This is a genomic window from Serratia sp. CC22-02, assembly GCF_900182895.1.
Taxonomy (GTDB): domain Bacteria; phylum Pseudomonadota; class Gammaproteobacteria; order Enterobacterales; family Enterobacteriaceae; genus Serratia; species Serratia nevei.
This window is the reverse complement of the sequence record NZ_FXUD01000001.1, coordinates 720,079-742,947: the sequence shown is the minus strand read 5'-3', so window position 1 is coordinate 742,947 and position 22,869 is coordinate 720,079. Positions and strand designations below refer to the sequence as shown.

Sequence of the window (22,869 nt, the reverse complement as noted above, 5' to 3'; positions counted from 1 at the left end):
TTTGCCGTACGGCGCCGATAACTCTCACATTCAACGTCATCAGAGCCTGTCTGCGCGGGCTTCAACAAGGGAAATCATGTTAAATCGTATGAAGGTGGTCACCAGCCTGTTGCTGGTGTTGGTGCTGTTTGGCGCCTTGCAGTTGATTTCGGGCGGACTCTTTTTCTCCTCGCTGAAAAGCGATAAGGAAAACTTTACCGTCCTGCAAACTATCCGCCAGCAGCAGCTGCAGCTGAGTGAAAGCCGCGTTGACCTGCTGCAGGCGCGCAACTCCCTGAACCGTGCCGGTATTCGCTACATGATGGATACCAATAAGATCGGCAGCGGCGCCACCATTGATGAACTGCTGGGCAAAGCGAAAGAAGAGCTGGCCGAGGCGGAAAGACACTATGCCGCTTACGAAAAAATCCCTCAGGATCCGCGTCAGGATCCCCAGTCGGCAGAGCGCGTTAAGCAACAGTACGACATTCTGTACGGCGCGCTCTCCGAACTGATCCAACTGCTGGGCGAAGGCAAGATTAACGCCTTCTTCGATCAGCCTACGCAGAGCTACCAGGACAACTTTGAGCAGAGCTACAACGTTTATCTGGAGCAAAACGGCAAGCTGTATCAAATCGCGGTCGACGGCAGCAACAGCTCCTACAACTCGGCCATTTGGACGCTGATCGTGGTTCTGGTGGTGGTGCTGGCGGTGATCGTACTGGCCTGGACCGGCATCCATCATATCCTGGTGCGCCCGCTGAACCGCATGATTGACCACATCAAACAGATCGCCGCCGGCGACCTGACTCAGCAGATCGTCGTCACCAGCCGCAACGAAATGGGCGTGCTGGCGGCCAGCCTGAAACACATGCAAAGCGAGCTGATCGAAACCGTCAGCGGCGTGCGTCAGGGCGCGGACGCCATCTACAGCGGTGCGTCGGAAATCGCCGCGGGCAACAACGATCTCTCCTCCCGCACCGAGCAGCAGGCCGCTTCGCTGGAAGAAACCGCCGCCAGCATGGAACAGCTGACCGCGACGGTGAAACAGAACGCCGAAAACGCCCGTCAGGCTTCACAGCTGGCGCTGAGCGCCTCCGAAACTGCGCAGAAAGGCGGCAAGGTCGTGGCCAACGTGGTGCAGACCATGCACGACATCGCCGGCAGCTCGCAGAAAATCGCCGATATCACCGGCGTGATCGACGGCATCGCCTTCCAGACCAACATCCTGGCGTTGAACGCCGCGGTGGAAGCGGCGCGCGCCGGCGAGCAGGGCCGCGGCTTCGCGGTGGTGGCAGGTGAAGTGCGCAACCTGGCGCAGCGCAGCGCGCAGGCGGCGAAAGAGATCAAAGGCCTGATCGAAGACTCGGTCAGCCGCGTCGATATGGGCTCCGTGCTGGTAGAAAGCGCCGGCGAAACCATGGGCGACATCGTCAACGCCGTTACCCGCGTGACCGACATCATGGGCGAAATCGCGTCGGCTTCTGACGAGCAGAGCCGCGGTATCGATCAGGTTGGCCAGGCGGTAGCGGAAATGGACCGCGTGACCCAGCAGAACGCCTCGTTGGTGGAAGAATCCGCCTCGGCGGCGGCAGCGCTGGAAGAACAGGCCAGCATGCTGACCCAGTCGGTGGCGGTATTCCGCCTGAGGTCGGAAGGCCAGGAAGAGTTTAAAGCGCCTGCCACCAGCAAGGCGACGGTAACACCGGTAATCAATCATAAGAAAATGAACGCCAGCGATCTGCAGGATAACTGGGAAACGTTCTGACTGGTATCGGGCCTCTCTCGCAGAGGCCCTTTTCCCTACGTAGGCCGGTCGCCGGCCGGCTGCAAGGAGGTTCACAGTGTTTAACCGAATCCGTATCTCTACCAGCTTGTTCCTGTTGTTGATGACCTTCTGCGTTCTGCAGTTGGCCAGCAGCGGCCTGTCGTATTCCGCGTTTCGCTCCGATAACCACAACCTCGACATCATCACCCTCGGCAGCCAGCAGCGCGATTCGCTCAGCCTGAGCTGGGTGTCGCTGTTGCAGGCGCGCAATACGCTGAACCGCGCCGGCACCCGCGCGGCGCTGAAACTGCCGCAGGAGCAGGTGAACGAATTGATGAGCAGCGCCCGCAGTTCGCTGCAGAAGGCCGATCTCTATTTCAATCAGTTCATGGCGGTTGAGCGCAGCAGTGAGCAACAGAGTCAGCAGACGGCAACGACCAAGGCCAGCTACGAGCGGCTGCGCGGCGCGCTGCGCGAGCTGATCGGCTTCCTGGAGAAGGGGGAGCTGCAGGCATTTATGGATCAGCCGACGCAGAAAACCCAGGACCTGTTCGAGGCCGACTTCGTGCAGTACCTGCAGCTGGTCAACGGCGACATCAGCGAAGCCAGAGACGCCAACCAGTTCTCCTTCACGCTGGCGGGCCTGATGCTGGCGGGGGCGGTCTTGATGCTGATCGTGGTGACCGGCAGCGCCATGTGGTGGCTGCGTACCATGCTGGTGCAGCCGCTGAACCAAATCCGCAGCCACTTTGAACGCATCGCCGCCGGTGATTTGGCGACGCCGATTCAGGTGTATGGCCGCAATGAAATCAGCATGCTGTTCGCCAGCCTGCAACGCACGCAGCAGTCGCTGATCGGTACCGTCGGCGCGGTGCGCGACGGGGCGGAGTCGATTCTGATCGGCCTGCAGGAGATATCCGAAGGCAATAACGATCTCTCTTCCCGCACCGAGCAGCAGGCCGCTTCGCTGGAAGAGACCGCCGCCAGCATGGAACAGCTGACCGCCACGGTGAAACAGAACGCCGACAATGCGCGGCAGGCCTCTCAGCTGGCGCGCGACGCCTCGGCCACCGCGGCCAAGGGCGGCGAACTGGCCGGCGACGTGGTGACCACCATGCACGATATCGCCAACAGTTCGCAGAAAATCGGCGCCATCACCAGCGTGATTGACGGCATCGCTTTCCAGACCAACATTCTGGCGCTCAATGCGGCGGTGGAAGCGGCGCGCGCCGGTGAACAGGGGCGCGGTTTCGCCGTGGTCGCCGGCGAAGTGCGCAACCTGGCGAGCCGCAGCGCGCAGGCGGCGAAAGAGATCAAGGTGCTGATCGACGAATCGGTCAGCCGCGTCAAACACGGCTCGGTGCTGGTGGAAAACTCCGGCGCCACCATGCAGGACATCGTGCGTTCGGTGACCCGCGTGACCGACATCATGGGCGAGATCGCGTCGGCTTCGGATGAACAGAGCCGCGGCATCGAGCAGGTGACGCAGGCGGTGACCCAGATGGATCAGGTCACCCAGCAGAACGCCGCGCTGGTGGAAGAGTCCGCTTCGGCCGCCACCGCGCTGGAAGAGCAGGCCATTACCCTGGCCGACGCGGTCGCGGTATTCCGTCTGGCGGACGATAACTTCGTCGCGCCAGGTAACAGCAACAACGCAGTTTCACCCGTGGTAAAGGAAGCCCAAGATTGTTAAACCGCATAAGCAGCACGTTTTTCCCCGGTGAGGTGGCATGAAACAGGCGCCGTCAACTTCTAACCGGGATACTGCGTCGATGTTGACGCAAATGGTGCAGCGCCTGCCGCTGTCGGACGTGCATTTTCGCCGTATCAGCCAGTTGATTTATCAACGCGCCGGCATTGTGCTGGCGGAGCATAAGCGCGAGATGGTTTACAACCGCCTGGTGCGCCGTTTGCGGCTGTTGGGATTGCACGATTTCGGCGACTACCTGGCGCTGCTGGAAAGCGACCCGAACAGCGCGGAGTGGCAGGCGTTTATCAACGCGCTGACCACCAACCTGACGGCCTTTTTCCGCGAGGCGCATCACTTCCCGATCCTGGCGGAGCACGCGCGCTCGCGGCCGAACGGCTACAGCGTCTGGAGCACCGCGGCCTCGACCGGCGAAGAACCGTATTCGATCGCCATCACGCTGAGCGATGCATTGGGCCAACGGGCCGGCAGTTGCCAGGTTTGGGCCAGCGATATCGATACGCAGGTGCTGGAAAAAGCGGAGGCGGGCGTTTACCGCCAAGAAGATCTGCGCACCCTGACGCCGACCCAAATGCAGCGCTATTTTCTGCGCGGCACCGGGCCGCATCAGGGGCTGGTGCGCGTGCGGCCGGAACTGGCGGCGCGGGTGAACTTTCAGCCGCTGAACCTGCTGGCGCCGGAGTGGGCGCTGCCGGGGCAATTCGACGCCATTTTTTGCCGCAACGTCATGATCTATTTCGATAAGGCGACGCAGGAGCGCATCCTGCGCCGCTTCGTTCCCTTGCTTAAGCCGGGGGGGCTGATGTTTGCCGGCCACTCCGAGAATTTCAGCCAGATCAGCCGGGATTTCTACTTGCGTGGGCAGACCGTGTATGGGCTGACCAAGGAGAGGTAATGAGTAAAATCAGAGTGTTATGCGTAGACGATTCGGCACTGATGCGCCAGCTGATGACGGAAATCGTGAACGGCCACGCCGACATGGAGATGGTGGCGACCGCGCCGGATCCGTTGGTGGCGCGCGATCTGATCAAAAAATTTAATCCTCAGGTGCTGACGCTGGACGTCGAGATGCCGCGCATGGACGGGCTGGATTTCCTCGAGAAGCTGATGCGCCTGCGGCCGATGCCGGTGGTGATGGTCTCTTCGCTGACCGGCAAAGGCTCGGAAATCACGCTGCGCGCGCTGGAACTGGGCGCGGTGGACTTCGTGACCAAACCGCAGCTCGGCATTCGCGAGGGCATGTTGGCCTACAGCGAGCTGATTGCCGAGAAGATCCGCACCGCCGCCAGAGCACGCCTGCCGCAGCGTTCCAGCAGCCCGGCGCCGGCGATCCTCAGCCATGCGCCGCTGCTGAGCAGTGAAAAACTGATCGCCATCGGCGCTTCCACCGGCGGCACCGAAGCGATCCGCCAGGTGCTGCAGCCGTTGCCGGCAACCAGCCCGGCGCTGCTGATCACCCAGCACATGCCGCCGGGTTTCACCCGTTCGTTCGCCGAGCGGCTGAACAAGCTGTGCCAGATCACGGTGAAAGAAGCGGAGGACGGCGAGCGCGTACTGCCGGGCCACGCCTACATCGCTCCGGGGGATCGTCACCTGGAGCTGACGCGCAGCGGCGCCAACTATCAGGTGAAGCTGCATGACGGCCCGGCGGTCAACCGCCATCGCCCCTCGGTCGACGTGCTGTTCCGCTCGGTGGCGCAATATGCCGGCCGCAATGCGGTGGGCGTGATCCTCACCGGGATGGGCAACGACGGAGCGGCGGGGATGCTGGAGATGCACCGCGCCGGGGCCTATACCCTGGCGCAGAACGAGGCGAGCTGCGTGGTGTTCGGCATGCCGCGCGAGGCGATCGCCAGCGGCGGCGTCAGCGAAGTGGTCGAGCTGGACAGGATGAGCCAGCGCATGCTGGCGCAGATCGCCGGCGGCCAGGCATTGCGCATTTGATTTTAGTCCGCAGGGTCTTCCCGGCGGCGATATGACCCAGGTTCGCCGCGCGGCGGCCTGCGGTTTTGCATCATTAAACGGTTAACTATTTCAGGAGTAACAATGGCAGACAAGAACCTCAGATTTCTGGTTGTGGACGATTTCTCCACCATGCGCCGCATCGTCAGAAATTTGCTCAAAGAGCTGGGCTTCAACAACGTCGAAGAAGCTGAAGACGGCGCGGATGCGCTGAACAAGCTGCGCGCCGGCGGTTTCGACTTTGTGGTGTCCGACTGGAACATGCCGAACATGGACGGGCTGGAGCTGCTGCAAACCATCCGCGCCGATAGCGCGCTGGCCGCGATGCCGGTACTGATGGTGACGGCGGAAGCCAAGAAAGAAAATATCATCGCGGCGGCGCAGGCCGGCGCCAGCGGTTATGTAGTGAAACCTTTTACGGCGGCGACGCTGGAAGAAAAGCTCAACAAGATTTTTGAAAAATTGGGCATGTAAGGAGAGGGCGATGAGAGACATTCCAATGCCTGCCAGCGATGCAGCGACCGCGGGAGAGATCATCTCCCGCATCGGCCAACTGACCCGAATGCTGCGCGACAGCATGCGCGAACTGGGGCTCGATCAGGCGATTGCCCAGGCGGCAGAGGCGATCCCGGATGCGCGCGACCGTCTTGACTATGTCGTAACCATGACGGCGCAGGCGGCGGAACGGGCGTTGAACTGCGTGGAGGCGGCGCAACCGCGCCAGGCGGAGCTGGAATCCGGCGCGAACGCGTTGAAAGGGCGCTGGGACGAGTGGTTCGCCAACCCCATCGAACTGGACGACGCGCGTTCTCTGGTTAACGACACGCGCCAGTATCTGGATCAGGTGCCGGGCCATACGGCCTTCACCAATGCCCAACTGCTGGAAATCATGATGGCGCAGGACTTCCAGGATCTGACCGGCCAGGTGATCAAGCGCATGATGGACGTGGTGCAGGAGATCGAAAAGCAGCTGCTGATGGTGCTGATGGAAAACATGCCGGAGCAGCCGGTGAAGGAAAAACGGCCGAACGACAGCCTGCTGAACGGCCCGCAGCTCGACCAGAACGGCGTCGGCGTGATCGCCAACCAGGCGCAGGTCGACGATCTGCTCGACAGCCTCGGTTTCTGAGGCTTTTCGGGGCGCGCGACGGCGCGCCCCGAAAGTTGCGCGGTGTCCCGCAAAGATTAATGTATATAGCATTGCTATATACATCATGGCGGTTATAATTTGTACTCCAGTTAAAGGAGGTCGCCATGACGTTAGGTTCTGTCTTTACCAATAATCGGACACAGGCTGTACGCTTGCCTGCAGAGGTGCGTTTCCCTGATACCGTTTCTAAAGTGACCGTCCGCGTAGTGGGCAAAGAGCGCATTCTTGCCCCCCTGGAGAATACCTGGGATAGCTTCTTCTGTGCGGAAAATGAGGTGAGCGATGATTTCCTCAATGAACGTGCCGGGCAGCACCAGCGCGAGCGGGAAGATTTTTGATGTTCAGCCATATGCTGGACACCAACATTGTTATCTATGTCATTAAGCGCCGCCCGCTGGAAGTGCTGGAGGCATTCAATCGCTATGCAGGTAAAATGGTCATTTCGTCGATCACCTATGGCGAATTGGTTCACGGGGTGGAGAAAAGCGCTCGCCCAGCGGTGAACGCCAGAGTCGTTGAGGATTTTGTCTCCCGATTGGACATTCTCGATTACAGCGCCAAAGCAGCATCGCACTACGGCAACATCCGGGCTGCGCTGGAACGCCAGGGAACGCCTATTGGCGTAAACGATCTACATATCGCCGGGCATGCGCGCAGCGAAGGATTGATCCTGGTGACCAATAATCGACGCGAATTTGAGCGCGTTGAGGGTTTGCGGCTGGAAAATTGGTTGTAACCTCTCCCTGATGGTCTCATCCCCTAAATAACCCGCCTTTTCCCCCGTTGTTCCGTCAATGACATCGCCAATTTTTTGGCATGCTGACCGCCATTCTTTACCCTCTCGACACAGGAACGGCGTTTCGTGGCTGAAGACAGCGATCTGGAAAAAAGCGAGGCCCCCACGCCCCACAGGCTGGAGAAGGCGCGTGAAGACGGCCAGATCCCGCGTTCCCGCGAACTGACCTCGGTACTGATGCTGCTCTCGGGCCTCGCGATCATCCTGATGTCCGGCAGCAACATGGCGCAACAGCTGGCGGCGATGCTCACGCAGGGGTTGAACTTCGACCATGGCATGGTCAGCAACGATAAACAGATGCTGCGCCAGCTGGGCATGTTGCTGCGCCAGGCCGTACTGGCGCTGTTGCCAATCATGGCGGGGCTGGTGCTGGTGGCGCTCGCCGCGCCGATGCTGTTGGGGGGCATTCTGTTCAGCGGCAAGTCGATCAAATTCGATTTGAAACGGCTGAACCCGTTGTCCGGGTTGAAGCGCATCTTTTCCAGCCAGGTGCTGGCCGAGCTGCTGAAAGGGATCCTGAAAGCGACGCTGGTCGGCTGGGTGACAGGCCTCTATCTCTGGCATAACTGGGCGGCAATGCTGCATCTGATGACCCAGCAGCCGCTCGACGCGTTGGGCAATGCGCTGCAGATGATTCTGTTCTGCGGTTTTCTGGTGGTGCTGGGATTGACGCCGATGGTGGCGTTCGACGTGTTCTACCAGCTGTGGAGCCACTTCAAAAAGCTGAAGATGACCAAGCAGGATATTCGCGACGAATTCAAAGACCAGGAAGGGGACCCGCACGTTAAGGGACGTATTCGCCAGCAGCAGCGGGCGATCGCCCGGCGCCGCATGATGGCCGATGTGCCCAAGGCGGACGTGATCGTCACCAACCCGACGCACTACGCCGTCGCGTTGCAGTACAACGACAAAAAAATGAGTGCGCCGAAAGTGCTGGCCAAGGGGGCCGGCGAAATCGCCTTGCGCATTCGCGAACTCGGTGCGGAGCACCGCATCCCGATGCTGGAAGCGCCGCCGCTGGCGCGTGCGCTGTATCGACACAGCGAGATTGGACAACATATTCCGGCCACCCTGTATGCCGCGGTCGCCGAAGTGCTGGCCTGGGTGTACCAACTGCGCCGCTGGCGGCGCGAGGGCGGCCTGATCCCGAAAAAACCTGAACGTTTACCGGTGCCGGAAGCACTGGATTTTGCAAGAGAGAGTGACTCTGATGGCTAATTTGGCCTCCCTGCTTCGTTTGCCGGGCAATTTTAAAGATACGCAGTGGCAGGTGTTGGCCGGCCCGGTGTTGATCCTGTTGATCCTGTCGATGATGGTGCTGCCGTTGCCGGCGTTTATCCTCGACCTGCTGTTTACCTTCAACATCGCGCTGTCGATCATGGTGCTGCTGGTGGCGATGTTCACCCAGCGCACGCTCGAATTCGCCGCCTTCCCGACCATTCTGCTGTTCTCCACGCTGCTGCGTTTGTCGCTCAACGTCGCGTCCACGCGCATCATCTTGCTGGAGGGGCACACCGGTTCCGCCGCCGCCGGCCGCGTGGTGGAAGCCTTCGGGCACTTCCTGGTGGGCGGCAACTTCGCCATCGGTATCGTGGTGTTCATCATCCTGGTGTTGATCAACTTCATGGTCATCACCAAGGGGGCCGGGCGTATCGCCGAAGTGGGCGCGCGTTTCGTCCTGGACGGCATGCCGGGTAAACAGATGGCGATCGACGCCGATCTGAACGCCGGGTTGATCGGCGAGGACGAAGCGAAGAAACGCCGCGCCGAAGTCACCCAGGAGGCCGATTTCTACGGCTCGATGGACGGTGCCAGTAAATTCGTGCGCGGCGACGCCATCGCCGGCCTGATGATCATGGTGCTGAACGTGGTCGGCGGCCTGTTGGTCGGCGTGGTGCAACACGGCATGGAGCTGGGGGCGGCAGCGGAAAGCTATACGCTGCTGACCATCGGCGACGGCCTGGTGGCGCAGATCCCGGCGTTGGTGATCTCTACCGCCGCCGGCGTTATCGTCACTCGCGTCGCGACCGATCAGGACGTCGGCGAGCAGATGGTGGGCCAGCTGTTCAACAATCCGCGCGTGATGCTGCTGAGCGCCGGGGTACTGGGGCTGTTGGGCCTGGTGCCGGGCATGCCGAACCTGGTGTTCCTGCTGTTTACCGCCGCTTTGCTGGGCCTGGCCTGGTGGCTGCGCGGCCGTGAACAACAGGCACCGAAAGCGGTGGAGGCGCCGGTGATGCCGGACAACCCACAGGCCGCCGAAGCCAGCTGGGCCGACGTGCAGTTGGAGGATCCGCTGGGGATGGAGGTGGGTTACCGGCTGATTCCGATGGTCGATTTTCAACAGAACGGCGAGCTGCTGGGGCGTATCCGCGGTATTCGCAAGAAATTCGCGCAGGACATGGGGTATCTGCCGCCGGTGGTACACATTCGCGACAACCTGGAACTGCCGCCTGCCAGCTACCGCATTCTGATGAAAGGCGTCGAGATCGGCAGCGGTGAAGCGCAGCCGGGCCGCTGGCTGGCGATCAACCCCGGCAATGCCGTGGGTGAGCTGGCGGGAGACAAAACCGTCGATCCGGCCTTTGGGCTCGAGGCGGTGTGGATCGACAGCGCCTTGCGCGAGCAGGCGCAGATCCAGGGCTTTACCGTGGTGGAAGCCAGCACCGTAGTGGCGACGCACCTCAATCACCTGATCGGCCAGTTCGCCAGCGAGCTGTTTGGCCGCCAGGAAACCCAACAGTTGCTGGATCGCGTGTCGCAGGAGATGCCGAAACTGACCGAAGACTTCGTGCCGGGTGTGGTATCACTGACCACGCTGCACAAGGTGCTGCAAAACCTGCTGGCCGAGCGTGTTTCTATCCGCGATATGCGCACCATCGTCGAAACGCTGGCGGAGCATGCTCCGGCGCAAAGCGATCCTTATGAGCTGACCACCGTGGTGCGGGTAGCGCTGGGCAGGGCGATCACGCAGCAGTGGTTCCCGGGCAACGGCGAGATTCAGGTCATCGGTTTGGATACCCAACTGGAGCGCCTGTTGTTGCAGGCGTTGCAGGGCGGTGGCGGCCTGGAGCCGGGGCTGGCCGATCGCCTGCTGGATCAGGCGCGCCAGGCGCTGCAGCGGCAAGAGATGCTCAGCGCGCCGCCGGTGCTGCTGGTCAACCATGCGCTGCGGGCCTTGCTGGCGCGCTTCCTGCGCCGCAGCCTGCCGCAGATCGTGGTGTTGTCCAACCTCGAAATCAACGACGATCGCCAGATTCGCATGACGTCGACCATTGGAGCCGCCTGATGAAACGCTTTCTGTTCGTGTTGTGTTTGCTGGCGCCGTTAACCGCCGGTGCGGTGTCCGGTTCCTGGGTGGCCGAAGGGGGGGGCGTGACGTTGGAACAGGGCGGCATGCGCGATGAGTCCGCCGGTTTGCGGCCGCCGAACGCGTTGCCGGATGCCAATGCGCGCATCACCAGCGTCAGCTGGCGCTACCGTTTACTGGGGCCGGAGCCGGTCGGGCTGCAGGCCCAGCTGTGTACGGTGAACCGCTGCATTCCGCTCGGCGGCGGCAGCGGCAGCAGCAACGGTTTGCAGGGCGAACCGGCCAATGCGGAATTGCGCTTTGTCTATTACGTGCAGTCGCAAGGCGGGTTGAATCCGCCGCTGCGCGTGATTGGCAATCAGGTCATCGTCAATTATCAGTAGGGTCAGGCCAGAATTTGCAGGCCGTTGCGTTCCACCAGTGACAGCAGCTTCATTGCGGCGGAGTTCGGTTGCGCTTCGCCGCGCTCCCATTTTTGTACCGCCTTTTTACTGACGTTGAGATACAGCGCAAACACCGGCTGACTGACGTTTTCCCGTTCGCGCAGCGCGCGGATCTCGGCCGGCCCGAACTGTTTCACCGGCCGCAGACACAGCATGTCGAAGGTGCGCATGGTCACGTCGTCGACGAAACCGGCGCGGTGCAGGCCCTGAACTTCCTGGTGGATCGATTTCAGCATCTTGCTCATAGTTGTAACCTTATTAATTCCCCGCAGTTGACCAGCTGATACAGTCTGAATGGTGAATAATCCAGATACAGCGCCGCCAAATGCCGCCAGGAAATTAACTCATCCTGATTGATGTTGTCTCTTTCGTTTTTGGCAAAGCCATACATGAAAAAGATCCTGCCTTCATCTGCCGTTGCGATTAATACCCGATACCCGCGCCGTTTTCCACTCCCCATCCGGGCGATGCGTTTTTTGTAAACGCAACCACCGAGATTGGCGTCGTACAACTGATTTTGCATCTCTCGCGCCGCTTTCACTATCGTGGCGTCACTGATGCGTTCGTCGCCGGCAAATGTCTGGAAGGCTTTTGTGAGATAAATGTCGGTCATTCACTCTCCGTGTGAAAATATACCCTTAGTGGGTATAGATCAAGATGTTTAACGACCGAGCTAAGATGACGAAATAGGGAGTGATGAGGAACAGGCAAATATCCGTTCTGCGCAGCCTGGCGCATAACGTTAAGGGAATTCAGAAAGCGATAAGAAGAAAATGCGAGAGGGCGCGCATAGCCGGGTAAACCCGCGCCCGGTGGTGCGCACACCGGGCGAAATCAGGGCTTAGACGCCGATTTTTCTGCCGAGCAGGCTGCCGGCGTGCGACTGGCCGTCCGGGCCATACAGCGATTTGTTGTTCTTGCTGAGGATCGCCAGCGCCTGAGCGTTATGGTCGATCTGCTGATTGAGCAACAGGCCATTGTGCTGATTCTTCTCGCGCAGCGTTTGGCTCAGCAGCTGAACGCGTTGCCAGCGATCGGCCAAGGGCGCATGGCTGGCGTAGGGCGCGCGTTGCCCGCAGGCTTTTTCCTGCCCCAGGCGCTGTTGCTCGAGGTAGGCGACCGTCGCCAGCAGTTGGCTTTTGGCATCGGTTACGCGCTGCAGCGCCACGCCGGGCAACTGGCCGGAACACAGCAAGTCGTGCTCTTCCTCCAGCACGCCATTGAGCGCCTGCAGCGTTTCCAACAGTTTATCCAGCAGTTGTGCCAGGTTTTCCATAGTGATGACTTATCCTTTACCGCTACTCGCCGCCGCGCCGTCAGTCGCGCCCGGCGATCCATTGAATGTCGCTCTGCGCGTCTTGCAGCAGCGCGTCGGCGATTTTGCCGGCGTCCATCTTCAGTTCGCCGTTGCGGATCGCCTGCTTGATGGCCTCGACCCGGCCCATATCGATATCCTGGGTGCCCGGCTGCATCAGGCGCGCCTGCGCCTCGCTCAGTTTGACCTGTGTGCCGCTGACGGCCGTTTCGGCCACGGCGGCCTTACGCGGTTGGAGCGGGTTGTCGGCCGGGGTTTCACGCGGTTGCACAGTGGAAACCGGCTGTAACCGCTGGGTGCGATCGATACTCATGGTCCATCTCCGTTTACGCCGTGACCGCTCGGGGGCGACGACGCTGCAATGAAAGTTTTGCGGCCCTGGTGGCCAATAAAATGCTGCTTGATTTGTCTTATCGGCAAGGTTTGCGGAACCTTTACTTTTTTATAACGTAATGCGAATCGCGCCGTCGTCCCCGACCACGCCGCTGACGATCTGCCCGGACGCCATGCGCACGCGCACGCTGTCTTCGGCGGCGGCGTTGTTCATCGCCTTGCCCGCACCGCTGATGTTGAACCCTTCGCCCTGCGCGGTGACCTGTACCGGTTGCCCGGCTTTGATAATCCAGGCGCGGCGCAGCATGGCGAGGGTCAGCGGTTGGCCGGGGCTGATATTGCGCAGGCTGACGGCGCCTAACGCTTTGCCCGCTTCGGTCAGCGCGCGCGGCGGCAGGGTATCGAGCCGGCCTTCCTTCAACGCCAGATCCGCCGCGGTCAACCGGCTGCCGGCGCTGATGCCGCGCGCCGAAACCAGATAGCGGCCGAACACCTGCACCTGCGTCTGGATAAAACGCCGCTCCTGGCCACAGCGCGCCGAAATGCTGACGTTGCCGCCGATCCGCGCGTTGGGCGGCAGCGACAGCTGGGGCAGTTCGCAGGCGGGCCATTGGGCCGGCGGCGTGCGCACCCGCACTTTCACCTGTACCGGCTCGCCGGTGAACTTGCCTTTGATGAAGCTTTCGATTTGCGTCGCCAGATCGTCGGCGCGCGCGTTCAGACTGCACAGCAGGCCGATAAGCAGCAGCATTTTACCTTTCATCGTCATCTTCTCAAGCTTCATCGGGATACGCGTAAGTGTACCCGCAGCGCGCGCAGGCTAAGCAGATAAATAGCGCCCCATTTTGCGTCTATTCCCGCGATAGGGTGGCGCTGGGGACGTTTATCCTGTCGACTCCAAATTCTAACCTCGCGGAGGGAGCATGCTCGACAAACTGGACGCGGCTCTGCGCTTTGGCCAAGAGGCGCTGAACTTGCGCGCCCAGCGGCAGGAAATTCTGGCCGCCAACATCGCCAACGCAGACACACCGGGTTATCAGGCGCGGGATATCGATTTCGCCAGCCAATTGAACAAAGTGCTGGAACAAGGGCGCGTCAACGGCAACGGCATGTCGCTGAACCTGACGGCGGCGCGCCACATCCCGGCGCAAACCCTGCAGCCGCCGCAGCTCGATCTGTTGTACCGGGTACCGGACCAGCCGTCGATGGACGGCAACACGGTGGACATGGATCGCGAACGCACCAACTTTGCCGATAACAGCCTGAAATATCAGACCGACCTGACGCTGCTCAACGGGCAGATCAAAGGGATGATGTCCGTGCTGCAACAAGGATAAGGCGCATGTCTTTACTGAACATTTTTGATATCTCCGGCTCGGCGTTATCGGCGCAATCCCAGCGCATGAACGTCAGCGCCAGCAACATGGCCAACGCCGACAGCGTGACCGGCCCGGACGGCGAGCCTTACCGCGCCAAGCAGGTGGTGTTCCAGGTCGCGGCGGCGCCCGGGCAGCCGACCGGCGGCGTGCGCGTCGCCCAGGTGGTGGACGATCCGGCGCCCGAGCGTCTGGTGTACCAGCCGGGCAACCCGCTGGCGGACGCCAAGGGCTACGTGCGCATGCCGAACGTCGACGTCGTGGGGGAAATGGTCAACACCATCTCCGCTTCCCGCAGCTACCAGGCCAACGTCGAGGTGCTCAACACCACCAAGTCGATGATGATGAAAACCCTGACGCTGGGTCAGTAACCGGAGGTTCCCATGGCTATTGCCGCAACCACTAACGAGTCGTTGGACAACACCGTCATCGGTAACAACAGCAAAAATACCAACAGCCAGGATCTGCACAACAGCTTCCTGACGCTGCTGGTGGCGCAGTTGAAAAACCAGGATCCGACCAATCCGATGCAGAACAACGAGCTGACCTCGCAGCTGGCGCAGATCAACACCGTTCAGGGCATCGAAAAACTCAACACCACGCTGGGCTCGATCTCCGGCCAGATCAACAGCAACCAGTCGCTGCAGGCGACGGCGCTGATCGGTCATGGCGTGATGGTGCCGGGCAACAACATTCTGGTCGGCAGCAAGGATGGCAAGGTCAGCACCACGCCGTTCGGCGTGGAACTGGAGCGCGCCGCCGATCAGGTGACCGCCACCATCACCAACGCCAGCGGGCAGGTGGTGCGCACCATCGAAATCGGCGGCCTGACCGCCGGCGTACACGCCTTCACCTGGGACGGTTCGCTGGATGACGGCTCCACCGCGCCAGACGGCGCCTACAAAGTGGCGATTAACGCCAAAGGCAACGGTGAACAGTTGGTGGCGCGTAGCCTGCACTTCGGGCTGGTGAACGGCGTGATCCGCGACGGCAACGGCGCCAAGCTGGATCTCGGCCTGGCGGGCAACGCCACCCTGGAAGACGTGCGACAGATCTTATAACCCTAAGCATCAGGCTCAATCGGACGATAGCCTGACCACTATTCGGAGAATAACATGGCCTTTTCTCAGGCAGTCAGCGGCTTGAACGCGGCAGCAACCAACCTGGACGTGATCGGTAACAACATCGCCAACTCCGCGACCGCGGGCTTCAAATCCGGCAGCGTGTCCTTCGCCGACATGTTCGCCGGTTCGCAGGTTGGGCTGGGCGTTAAAGTGTCCGGCATCACCCAGAACTTCAAGGGCGGCACCACCACCGGCACCAGCCGTGCGCTGGATGTGGCCATCAACGGCAACGGCTTCTTCCGCATGCAGGATAAAGACGGCGGTATCTTCTATACCCGCAACGGCCAGTTCAAGCTGGACGAGAACCGCAATCTGACCAACATGCAGGGCCTGCAGCTGACCGGTTACCCGGCGGCCGGTTCCCCGCCGACCATCCAGCAGGGTGCCAACCCGGTGCCGCTGAGCATTCCTGAAGGCATGATGAACGCCAAGGCGTCTACCTCCGGTGAGATGGTAACCAACCTGAAGTCCACCCATAAAGTGCCGGAGAACAAGACGTTCGATCCGACCAAACAGGACAGCTACAACTACGTCAACACCATCACCGCCTACGACTCGCTGGGTAACGCGCACAACATCAACGCCTACTTCGTGAAGACGGAAGACAACAAGTGGCAGGTCTATACCCAGGACGGCAGCGCAGCGCCAGTGAACGCCGGCACCATGGAGTTCAGCACCAGCGGCAACCTGGTGAAAACCACCAGCACCAACGGCGCGCCGGGCGAGTTCAGCATGGTGATCCCGATGACCGCCAAAGACGGCGCACCGGCGCAAAACTTCACCCTGAGCTTCGCCGGCAGCATGCAGCAGAACGTGGGCAGCGACTCGGTGAGCAAAGTGGCGCAGGACGGCTATGCCGCCGGTGAATACACCAACTTCCAAATCAACAACGACGGCACCGTCGTGGGCATCTACTCCAACCAGCAGACTCAGGTGCTGGGCCAGATCGTCATGGCCAACTTCTCCAACCCGGAAGGGCTGGCGTCGCAGGGCGATAACGTGTGGCAGGAAACCGGTGCATCCGGCCAGCCGCGCGTCGGTCTGTCGGGCGGCGGCGGCTTCGGTAAGCTGACCAGTGGCGCGCTGGAGTCTTCCAACGTCGATCTGAGCCAGGAGCTGGTGAACATGATCGTCGCACAGCGTAACTACCAGTCCAACGCCCAGACCATCAAGACGCAGGACTCCATCCTGCAGACGCTGGTTAGTCTGCGCTAATAGGGCCGAGTCATGGATCACGCGATTTATACCGCGATGGGCGCGGCGCGCCAAACGCTGGAACAGCAGTCCATCACCGCCAACAACCTGGCCAATGCGTCGACGCCGGGCTTTCGCGCCCAGCTCGCCGCGTTGCGCGCGGTACCGGTCGACGGGCCGAGTATGGCGACGCGCACCTTGGTGACCGCGTCGACGCCGGGCGCCGACATGAGCCAGGGGGCGCTGAACTACACGTCGCGTCCGCTGGACGTGGCGCTGCAGCAGGACGGTTTCCTGGCGGTGAGCCTGCCGGGTGGCGGTGAAGCCTATACCCGCAACGGCAACATTCAGATCTCCTCCACCGGGCAGTTGACGGTGCAGGGGCTGCCGGTGATGGGCGACGGCGGCCCGATCGAGGTGCCGCCGTCGGCGGAGATCACCATCGCGGCCGACGGCACCATTTCGGCGCTGAACGCCGGCGATCCGCCGAACACCATTGCGCAGATCGGCCGCCTGAAGCTGGTGAAAGCCGATGCGCGCGAAGTGATGCGCGGTGACGACGGGCTGTTCCGCCTGACGCCGGAAACCCAACAGCAGCGCGGCAATCAGTTGCAAAACGATCCGCTGGTGCGGGTGATGCCGGGCGTGCTGGAAGGCAGCAACGTCAAGCCGGTGGAAACCATGGTCGACATGATCGCCAACGCCCGCCGCTTTGAAATGCAAATGAAGGTCATCCACAGCGTGGATGAAAACGAACAGCGTGCCAACTCACTGCTCTCAATGAGTTAAGCAGCAAGGAAATAACCGATGATTCCATCCTTATGGATTGCCAAAACCGGTCTGGACGCGCAGCAGACCAACATGGACGTGATCGCCAACAACCTGGCGAACGTCAGCACCAACGGCTTCAAACGCCAGCGTGCGGTATTTGAAGATCTGCTGTACCAGACCATGCGTCAGCCGGGGGCGCAGTCCTCCGAGCAGACCACGCTGCCTTCCGGCCTGCAGATCGGCACCGGCGTGCGTCCGGTGGCGACCGAGCGTCTGCACAGCCAGGGTAACCTGTCGCAGACCAACAACAGCAAAGACGTCGCCATCAAGGGGCAGGGATTCTTCCAGGTGATGCTGCCGGACGGCACTCAGGCCTATACCCGTGACGGGTCGTTCCAGATCGATCAGAACGGCCAGCTGGTGACCTCCAGCGGTTTCCAGGTGCAGCCGGCGATCACCATTCCGGCGAACGCGCTGTCCATCACCGTCGGCCGCGACGGCATCGTCAGCGTCACCCAGCAGGGGCAAACCGCCGCCCAGCAGGTGGGCCAACTGACGCTGACCACGTTCGTCAACGACAGCGGTCTGGAGAGCGTGGGCGAGAACCTGTATCAGGAAACCGAAAGCTCGGGTGCGCCGAACGAGAGCACGCCGGGGCTGAACGGCGCCGGTCTGCTGTATCAGGGTTACGTGGAAACTTCCAACGTCAACGTGGCGGAAGAGCTGGTCAACATGATCCAGACTCAGCGCGCTTACGAGATCAACAGCAAAGCGGTATCGACCTCCGATCAGATGCTGCAAAAGCTGACGCAACTGTAATCTGTCATTGACGGGCCCGGCTTGCCGCGCCCGTCATTCTCTTTCGTGAAACAAAGGCGATACCCGTGGTAACCACATATTCGATGGCAATCCTGCCGCGGCAGGGACAACGCTGGCTGGCGGGAATGGTGATGCTGACGCTGAGCGGCTGCGCCTATATCCCGCACAAACCGCTGGTGGACGGCGCGACCACGGCGCAGCCCGCGCCGGCCAGTGCGCCGATGCCGAACGGCTCGATCTTCCAGACGGTGCAGCCGATGAACTACGGCTACCAGCCGCTGTTCGAAGACCGCCGTCCGCGCAACGTCGGCGACACCCTGACCATCGTGCTGCAGGAAAACGTCAGCGCCAGCAAGAGCTCCTCCGCCAACGCCAGCCGCAACGGCGCCAGCAAGTTCGGCGTCGCCACCTCGCCGCGTTACCTCGACGGCCTGTTGGGCAATGCGCGCGCCGATATGGATATTTCCGGCGACAGCACCTTCGGCGGCAAGGGCGGTGCCAACGCCAACAACACCTTCAACGGCACCATTACGGTGACGGTCAACCAGGTGCTGGCCAACGGCAACCTGCACGTGGTAGGGGAAAAGCAGATCGCCATCAACCAGGGCACGGAATTCATCCGCTTCTCCGGCGTCGTCAATCCGCGCACCATCAGCGGCAACAACTCGGTGACCTCGACGCAGGTGGCGGACGCACGTATCGAATACGTCGGCAATGGCTATATCAACGAAGCGCAGACCATGGGCTGGCTGCAGCGCTTCTTCTTAAATGTTTCACCGTTCTAAGGATTGACTGATGCTGAAAAAATGGTTTATCGCGCTGTGCGTCGGGCTGGTGTGCTTGCCGGCGGCGGCGGAGCGCATCCGCGATCTGGTGACGGTGCAGGGCGTGCGAGACAACGCCCTGATCGGCTACGGCCTGGTGGTGGGGCTGGACGGCTCCGGCGACCAGACCATGCAGACGCCGTTTACCACCCAAAGCCTGAGCAACATGCTGTCGCAGCTGGGCATCACCGTGCCGCCGGGCACCAACATGCAGCTGAAAAACGTGGCGGCGGTGATGGTGACCGCCAAACTGCCGCCGTTCTCGCGCGCCGGGCAGAACATCGACGTGGTGGTTTCTTCGATGGGCAACGCCAAGAGCCTGCGTGGCGGTACTCTGCTGATGACGCCGCTCAAAGGCGTGGATAACCAGGTTTATGCGCTGGCGCAGGGCAACGTGCTGGTCGGCGGCGCTGGCGCGGCGGCCGGCGGCAGCAGCGTGCAGGTCAACCAGCTGGCGGGCGGGCGCATCAGCAACGGCGCCACCATCGAGCGCGAGCTGCCGACCACCTTCGGCAGCGGCGGCGTTCTCAACCTGCAGCTGAACGACGAAGATTTCACGCTGGCGCAGCAGATCAGCGACGCCATCAACCGCCAACGCGGCGGCGGCACCGCGACGCCGCTCGACGCCCGCACGATCCAGGTGCTGGTGCCGCAGGGCAACAGCTCTCAGGTGCGCTTCCTGGCGGAGATTCAAAACATCACCGTCAACGTCGGGGCGATGGATGCCAAAGTGATCATCAACTCGCGCACCGGTTCGGTGGTGATGAACCGCGATGTGATCCTCGACTCTTGCGCCGTCGCCCAGGGCAACCTGTCGGTGGTGGTCGATCGGCAGAACACCGTCAGCCAACCGACGACGCCGTTCGGCGGCGGCCAGACGGTGGTGACGCCAAACACCCAGATCTCGGTGCAACAGCAGGGCGGATCGCTGCAGAAGGTGAACGCCAGCGCCAACCTGAACAACGTGATCCGCGCGCTGAACGCGCTGGGTGCCACGCCGATCGATCTGATGTCGATCCTGCAGGCGATGCAGAGCGCCGGCTGCCTGCGCGCCAAACTGGAAATCATCTGATGGCCGGCGATCTGATGGCGATGTCGGGCGCGGCCTATGACGCCCAGGCGCTGAATGGCCTCAAGCGCGATGCGGCGGCGGACCCGCAGGGCAACCTCAAGCAGGTGGCCCAGCAGGTGGAAGGCATGTTCGTGCAGATGATGCTGAAAAGCATGCGCTCTGCCTTGCCGCAGGACGGGGTATTGAGCAGCGATCAAACGCGGCTCTATACCTCGATGTACGACCAGCAAATCGCCCAGCAGATGTCGCAAAAAGGGCTGGGGCTGGCCGACATGATGGTCAAGCAGATGAGCAACGCCAACACGGTGCCGAGTGAAACGGCGGGCCTGTCGCCGATGGCGCTGGACAACGAGGTGCTGCAAACGCTGCCGAACCAGGCGCTGGAGCAGATGGTGCGTCGCGCGATGCCGAAAGCCCCGCCGGCCGCCGCGCCGCTGTCGCTCAACAACGGCAACTTCGTCGCTCGCCTGTCGATACCGGCGAAGGTCGCCAGCCAGCAGAGCGGCATTCCGCATCAGCTGATCGTCGCGCAGGCGGCGCTGGAGTCCGGTTGGGGGCAGCGCGAGATCCCGACCTCGGACGGCACGCCGAGCTACAACCTGTTCGGCATCAAGGCCGGCGGCAGCTGGAACGGGCCGGTGACGGAGATCACCACCACCGAGTTCGAACAGGGCGCGGCGAAGAAGGTGAAGGCGAAGTTCCGCGTCTACGGCTCGTACGTCGAGGCGATCGCCGATTACGTCAAGCTGCTGACCAACAACCCGCGCTATGCCGACGTGGCCGCCGCGCGCAGCCCGGAGCAGGCGGCGCACGCGCTGCAACGCGCCGGCTACGCCACCGACCCGCAGTACGCCAGCAAACTGGTCAGCGTGATTCAGCAGATGAAGAACGCAGGGGAACAGGCGGTCAAAGCTTATACCCACGATCTGAAAGATTTGTTCTAAATCCCCGTCAGGCTTGACGCCGCAGCGGCGTTGACCGCACAAGCTCGTCCCCGGTCACTTGGCTTAACCAGGCTCCCGGGGACGCCCTTGCTTGTCGCCCTGCTGCGACGCCAATTATTGAGGGGATAGGCGGTAATGAAGGCTGGCTGGATGCTGACCGCATTGCCGCTTTTTTTCCTCAAGTTCTTCTCATTTTTGCCGATAACCGAGACAGGCTGAGCGAACAGGCTCAGCAGCTCAATTAGAACCCTGTGGGCCACCGGCGCCGCAGCATAAGGAATTCCGATGTCCAATAGCTTAATCAATACCGCAATGAGCGGGCTGAATGCGGCTCAGGTGGCGCTCAGTACCGTCAGCAACAACATCTCCAACTACAACGTGGCGGGCTATAACCGCCAGACCGCGATCCTGGCGCAGAACGGCGGCATGGCCACCATGAGCGGCTTTATCGGCAACGGCGTGACCGTCACCAGCGTCAACCGCGAGTACAACCAGTTCATCACCAACCAGCTGCGCGGTGCGCAAAGCGCCTTCGGGGCGCAAAACGCCTATTACGAGAAGATTTCGCAGATAGACAACCTGCTGGCGAGCAAAACCAACCCGCTGTCGACCAACATGCAGGATTTCTTCACCAACCTGCAGAACCTGGTGAGCAACGCCGGTGACGACGCCGCGCGCCAGACGGTGTTGGGCAAGGCCAACGGCCTGGTGAACCAGTTCAACAACACCGACAAATTCCTGCGCGACATGGACAACGGCGTCAATCAGCAGATCAGCGATACGGCGCAGCAGATCAACAGCTACGGCCAACAGATCGCCAAGCTGAACGACGAGATCACCCGTTTGCGCGGCAGCGCCGGCGGCGAGCCGAATGCGTTGCTGGATCAGCGCGATCAGCTGGTTACCGAGTTGAATCAGCTGGTGGGCGTGCAGGTCACGCAGCAGGATGGCGACGCTTATACCGTCTCCTTCGCCAACGGTTTGACCCTGGTGCAGGGCAGCAACACTTATCAGGTGGAGGCGATGCCTTCCAGCAGCGATCCTTCCCGCCTGACCATCGGTTATAACCGCGGCAATGGCGCCAGCGAAGTGCCGGAAGGCCAGATCACCAGCGGCAGCCTGAGCGGCGTGCTGAAATTCCGCAGCGAGACGCTGGACGGCGTGCGCAATCAGCTGGGCCAGTTGGCGTTGGCGATGGCGGACAGCTTTAACCAGCAGCATCGCGCCGGTTTCGACCTGAACGGCGACGCAGGCGGCGACTTCTTCAGCTTCAGCGGCGGCCGGGTGGTGGATAACACCCGCAACACCGGCGACGCGTCGCTGTCGGTCGCTTACACCGACACCGGCAAGGTGAAGGCCAACGATTATCGCGTCGAGTTCGACGGCAGCAACTGGCAGGTCAGCCGCCTGCCGGACAACGTGAAAGTCAACGCCACGCCGGGCACCAGCGCCGATGGCAAACCGACGCTGAACTTCGATGGGCTGGAAGTGAGCATCGACGGCAATGCGCAGGCTAAAGACAGCTTCACCGTGAAGCCGGTCAGCGACGTGGCGGGCAACCTGAAAGTGGCCATCACCGATTCGTCCAAGATCGCCGCCGCCGGTAAAGACGACAGCGGCCGAGGCGATAACGAAAACGCCAAGAAGCTGCTGGATCTGCAGACCAAAAACCTGGTGGACGGCAAGGCGACCTTGAGCGGCGCTTACGCCGGCATCGTCAGCGGCGTCGGTAACCAGACCGCTGCCGCCAAGGCCATCGCCACTTCGCAGGCCAAGATCGTGACGCAGCTGGGCGCGCAACAGCAGTCGATGTCCGGCGTTAACCTTGACGAAGAGTACGGCGAGCTGCTGCGTTTCCAGCAGTACTACATGGCCAACGCGCAGGTGATCCAGACCGCCAGCTCGCTGTTCGACGCGCTGCTGAATATTCGTTGATTTCATTGTTAACCGGCGCCGATAACGGCGCCGGTCGCTCAGAGTA

At 61.5% G+C, this 22,869-nt stretch carries 26 protein-coding genes; 21 read left to right on the top strand and 5 right to left on the bottom strand.

Going from position 1 to position 22,869, the window contains the following annotated elements:
- Positions 1–76: 76 nt before the first annotated feature.
- The 11 genes from QOL81_RS03610 (at position 77) to QOL81_RS03560 (ending at position 11,056) form a co-directional block, all read left to right on the top strand.
- Positions 77–1,747 (top strand): methyl-accepting chemotaxis protein, encoded by a 1,671-nt coding sequence (locus tag QOL81_RS03610; protein ID WP_070914636.1) that lies wholly within the window; start codon positions 77–79, stop codon positions 1,745–1,747.
- Positions 1,748–1,823: 76 nt separating this feature from the next.
- Positions 1,824–3,440, top strand: coding sequence for a methyl-accepting chemotaxis protein (locus QOL81_RS03605; RefSeq protein WP_047730456.1), 1,617 nt, complete (start codon positions 1,824–1,826; stop codon positions 3,438–3,440).
- 37 nt (positions 3,441–3,477) lie between these two features.
- Positions 3,478–4,350, top strand: a complete 873-nt coding sequence (cheR, locus tag QOL81_RS03600) for a protein-glutamate O-methyltransferase CheR (protein ID WP_025159837.1) — start codon at positions 3,478–3,480, stop codon at positions 4,348–4,350.
- Positions 4,350–5,399: a protein-glutamate methylesterase/protein-glutamine glutaminase gene (locus QOL81_RS03595; protein WP_015378262.1), complete on the top strand. Its 1,050-nt coding sequence runs from the start codon at positions 4,350–4,352 to the stop codon at positions 5,397–5,399. The genes cheR and QOL81_RS03595 overlap by 1 nt, the downstream gene beginning before the upstream one ends.
- Before the next feature lie 102 nt (positions 5,400–5,501).
- The gene (gene cheY / locus QOL81_RS03590; RefSeq protein ID WP_004934862.1) at positions 5,502–5,891 is read left to right on the top strand and encodes a chemotaxis response regulator CheY; all 390 of its coding nucleotides are present in this window, start codon (positions 5,502–5,504) and stop codon (positions 5,889–5,891) included.
- A gap of 10 nt (positions 5,892–5,901) precedes the next feature.
- The gene (gene cheZ, locus QOL81_RS03585; protein ID WP_004934858.1) at positions 5,902–6,546 is read left to right on the top strand and encodes a protein phosphatase CheZ; all 645 of its coding nucleotides are present in this window, start codon (positions 5,902–5,904) and stop codon (positions 6,544–6,546) included.
- A 125-nt stretch (positions 6,547–6,671) separates the two neighbouring features.
- Complete coding sequence (gene vapB / locus QOL81_RS03580) at positions 6,672–6,905, top strand: type II toxin-antitoxin system VapB family antitoxin (RefSeq protein WP_041035628.1); 234 nt, start codon at positions 6,672–6,674, stop codon at positions 6,903–6,905.
- Positions 6,905–7,303 carry a type II toxin-antitoxin system tRNA(fMet)-specific endonuclease VapC gene (gene vapC, locus QOL81_RS03575; RefSeq protein ID WP_033640020.1) on the top strand — a complete coding sequence of 133 codons (399 nt, stop codon included), beginning with the start codon at positions 6,905–6,907 and terminating at the stop codon, positions 7,301–7,303. The genes vapB and vapC overlap by 1 nt, the downstream gene beginning before the upstream one ends.
- Before the next feature lie 126 nt (positions 7,304–7,429).
- Entirely contained in the window at positions 7,430–8,581 is a 1,152-nt protein-coding gene (flhB, locus tag QOL81_RS03570) for a flagellar biosynthesis protein FlhB (protein WP_047730459.1), read from the top strand.
- On the top strand, positions 8,574–10,652 hold the full coding sequence (gene flhA / locus QOL81_RS03565) for a flagellar biosynthesis protein FlhA (RefSeq protein ID WP_038876828.1): 2,079 nt from the start codon (positions 8,574–8,576) through the stop codon (positions 10,650–10,652). Before flhB ends, flhA begins: the two co-directional genes overlap by 8 nt.
- Positions 10,652–11,056, top strand: a complete 405-nt coding sequence (locus QOL81_RS03560; RefSeq protein ID WP_187322520.1) for a flagellar protein FlhE — start codon at positions 10,652–10,654, stop codon at positions 11,054–11,056. The genes flhA and QOL81_RS03560 overlap by 1 nt, the downstream gene beginning before the upstream one ends.
- A 2-nt stretch (positions 11,057–11,058) precedes the next feature.
- Here QOL81_RS03560 and QOL81_RS03555 read toward each other — a convergent pair whose 3' ends face one another.
- The 5 genes from QOL81_RS03555 to flgA all read right to left on the bottom strand — a co-directional run bounded on the left by QOL81_RS03555 (position 11,059) and on the right by flgA (position 13,527).
- Positions 11,059–11,361, bottom strand: coding sequence for a helix-turn-helix domain-containing protein (locus QOL81_RS03555; protein WP_038876832.1), 303 nt, complete (start codon positions 11,359–11,361; stop codon positions 11,059–11,061).
- A complete protein-coding gene (locus QOL81_RS03550; protein WP_033647787.1) occupies positions 11,358–11,729 on the bottom strand; it encodes a type II toxin-antitoxin system RelE/ParE family toxin in 372 nt (123 codons plus the stop codon). Before QOL81_RS03550 ends, QOL81_RS03555 begins: the two co-directional genes overlap by 4 nt.
- Before the next feature lie 228 nt (positions 11,730–11,957).
- Positions 11,958–12,392, bottom strand: a complete 435-nt coding sequence (locus QOL81_RS03545) for a flagella synthesis protein FlgN (protein WP_033634998.1) — start codon at positions 12,390–12,392, stop codon at positions 11,958–11,960.
- A gap of 40 nt (positions 12,393–12,432) precedes the next feature.
- Positions 12,433–12,744 (bottom strand): flagellar biosynthesis anti-sigma factor FlgM, encoded by a 312-nt coding sequence (gene flgM / locus QOL81_RS03540; RefSeq protein WP_019452957.1) that lies wholly within the window; start codon positions 12,742–12,744, stop codon positions 12,433–12,435.
- Positions 12,745–12,873: 129 nt separating this feature from the next.
- The gene (gene flgA / locus QOL81_RS03535) at positions 12,874–13,527 is read right to left on the bottom strand and encodes a flagellar basal body P-ring formation chaperone FlgA (protein WP_060420907.1); all 654 of its coding nucleotides are present in this window, start codon (positions 13,525–13,527) and stop codon (positions 12,874–12,876) included.
- A gap of 160 nt (positions 13,528–13,687) precedes the next feature.
- Between flgA and flgB the strand changes: the two genes are divergently transcribed.
- The 10 genes from flgB to flgK all read left to right on the top strand — a co-directional run bounded on the left by flgB (position 13,688) and on the right by flgK (position 22,823).
- On the top strand, positions 13,688–14,101 hold the full coding sequence (flgB, locus tag QOL81_RS03530) for a flagellar basal body rod protein FlgB (RefSeq protein WP_033634995.1): 414 nt from the start codon (positions 13,688–13,690) through the stop codon (positions 14,099–14,101).
- A 5-nt stretch (positions 14,102–14,106) separates the two neighbouring features.
- A complete protein-coding gene (gene flgC / locus QOL81_RS03525; protein ID WP_004934826.1) occupies positions 14,107–14,511 on the top strand; it encodes a flagellar basal body rod protein FlgC in 405 nt (134 codons plus the stop codon).
- 12 nt (positions 14,512–14,523) lie between these two features.
- Positions 14,524–15,201 carry a flagellar hook assembly protein FlgD gene (flgD, locus tag QOL81_RS03520; RefSeq protein ID WP_016927297.1) on the top strand — a complete coding sequence of 226 codons (678 nt, stop codon included), beginning with the start codon at positions 14,524–14,526 and terminating at the stop codon, positions 15,199–15,201.
- Positions 15,202–15,255: 54 nt separating this feature from the next.
- Positions 15,256–16,479 carry a flagellar hook protein FlgE gene (gene flgE / locus QOL81_RS03515; protein WP_004934822.1) on the top strand — a complete coding sequence of 408 codons (1,224 nt, stop codon included), beginning with the start codon at positions 15,256–15,258 and terminating at the stop codon, positions 16,477–16,479.
- A gap of 12 nt (positions 16,480–16,491) precedes the next feature.
- On the top strand, positions 16,492–17,247 hold the full coding sequence (locus tag QOL81_RS03510; protein WP_060420794.1) for a flagellar basal body rod protein FlgF: 756 nt from the start codon (positions 16,492–16,494) through the stop codon (positions 17,245–17,247).
- Between the two features lie 18 nt (positions 17,248–17,265).
- Complete coding sequence (gene flgG, locus QOL81_RS03505; RefSeq protein ID WP_004934819.1) at positions 17,266–18,048, top strand: flagellar basal-body rod protein FlgG; 783 nt, start codon at positions 17,266–17,268, stop codon at positions 18,046–18,048.
- 83 nt (positions 18,049–18,131) lie between these two features.
- The gene (flgH, locus tag QOL81_RS03500) at positions 18,132–18,833 is read left to right on the top strand and encodes a flagellar basal body L-ring protein FlgH (protein WP_004934817.1); all 702 of its coding nucleotides are present in this window, start codon (positions 18,132–18,134) and stop codon (positions 18,831–18,833) included.
- Between the two features lie 10 nt (positions 18,834–18,843).
- Entirely contained in the window at positions 18,844–19,944 is a 1,101-nt protein-coding gene (locus tag QOL81_RS03495; protein WP_004934816.1) for a flagellar basal body P-ring protein FlgI, read from the top strand.
- Positions 19,944–20,888 (top strand): flagellar assembly peptidoglycan hydrolase FlgJ, encoded by a 945-nt coding sequence (gene flgJ, locus QOL81_RS03490; RefSeq protein ID WP_049200258.1) that lies wholly within the window; start codon positions 19,944–19,946, stop codon positions 20,886–20,888. Before QOL81_RS03495 ends, flgJ begins: the two co-directional genes overlap by 1 nt.
- A 285-nt stretch (positions 20,889–21,173) precedes the next feature.
- Positions 21,174–22,823 (top strand): flagellar hook-associated protein FlgK, encoded by a 1,650-nt coding sequence (gene flgK, locus QOL81_RS03485; protein WP_060425883.1) that lies wholly within the window; start codon positions 21,174–21,176, stop codon positions 22,821–22,823.
- Positions 22,824–22,869 lie beyond the last annotated feature (46 nt).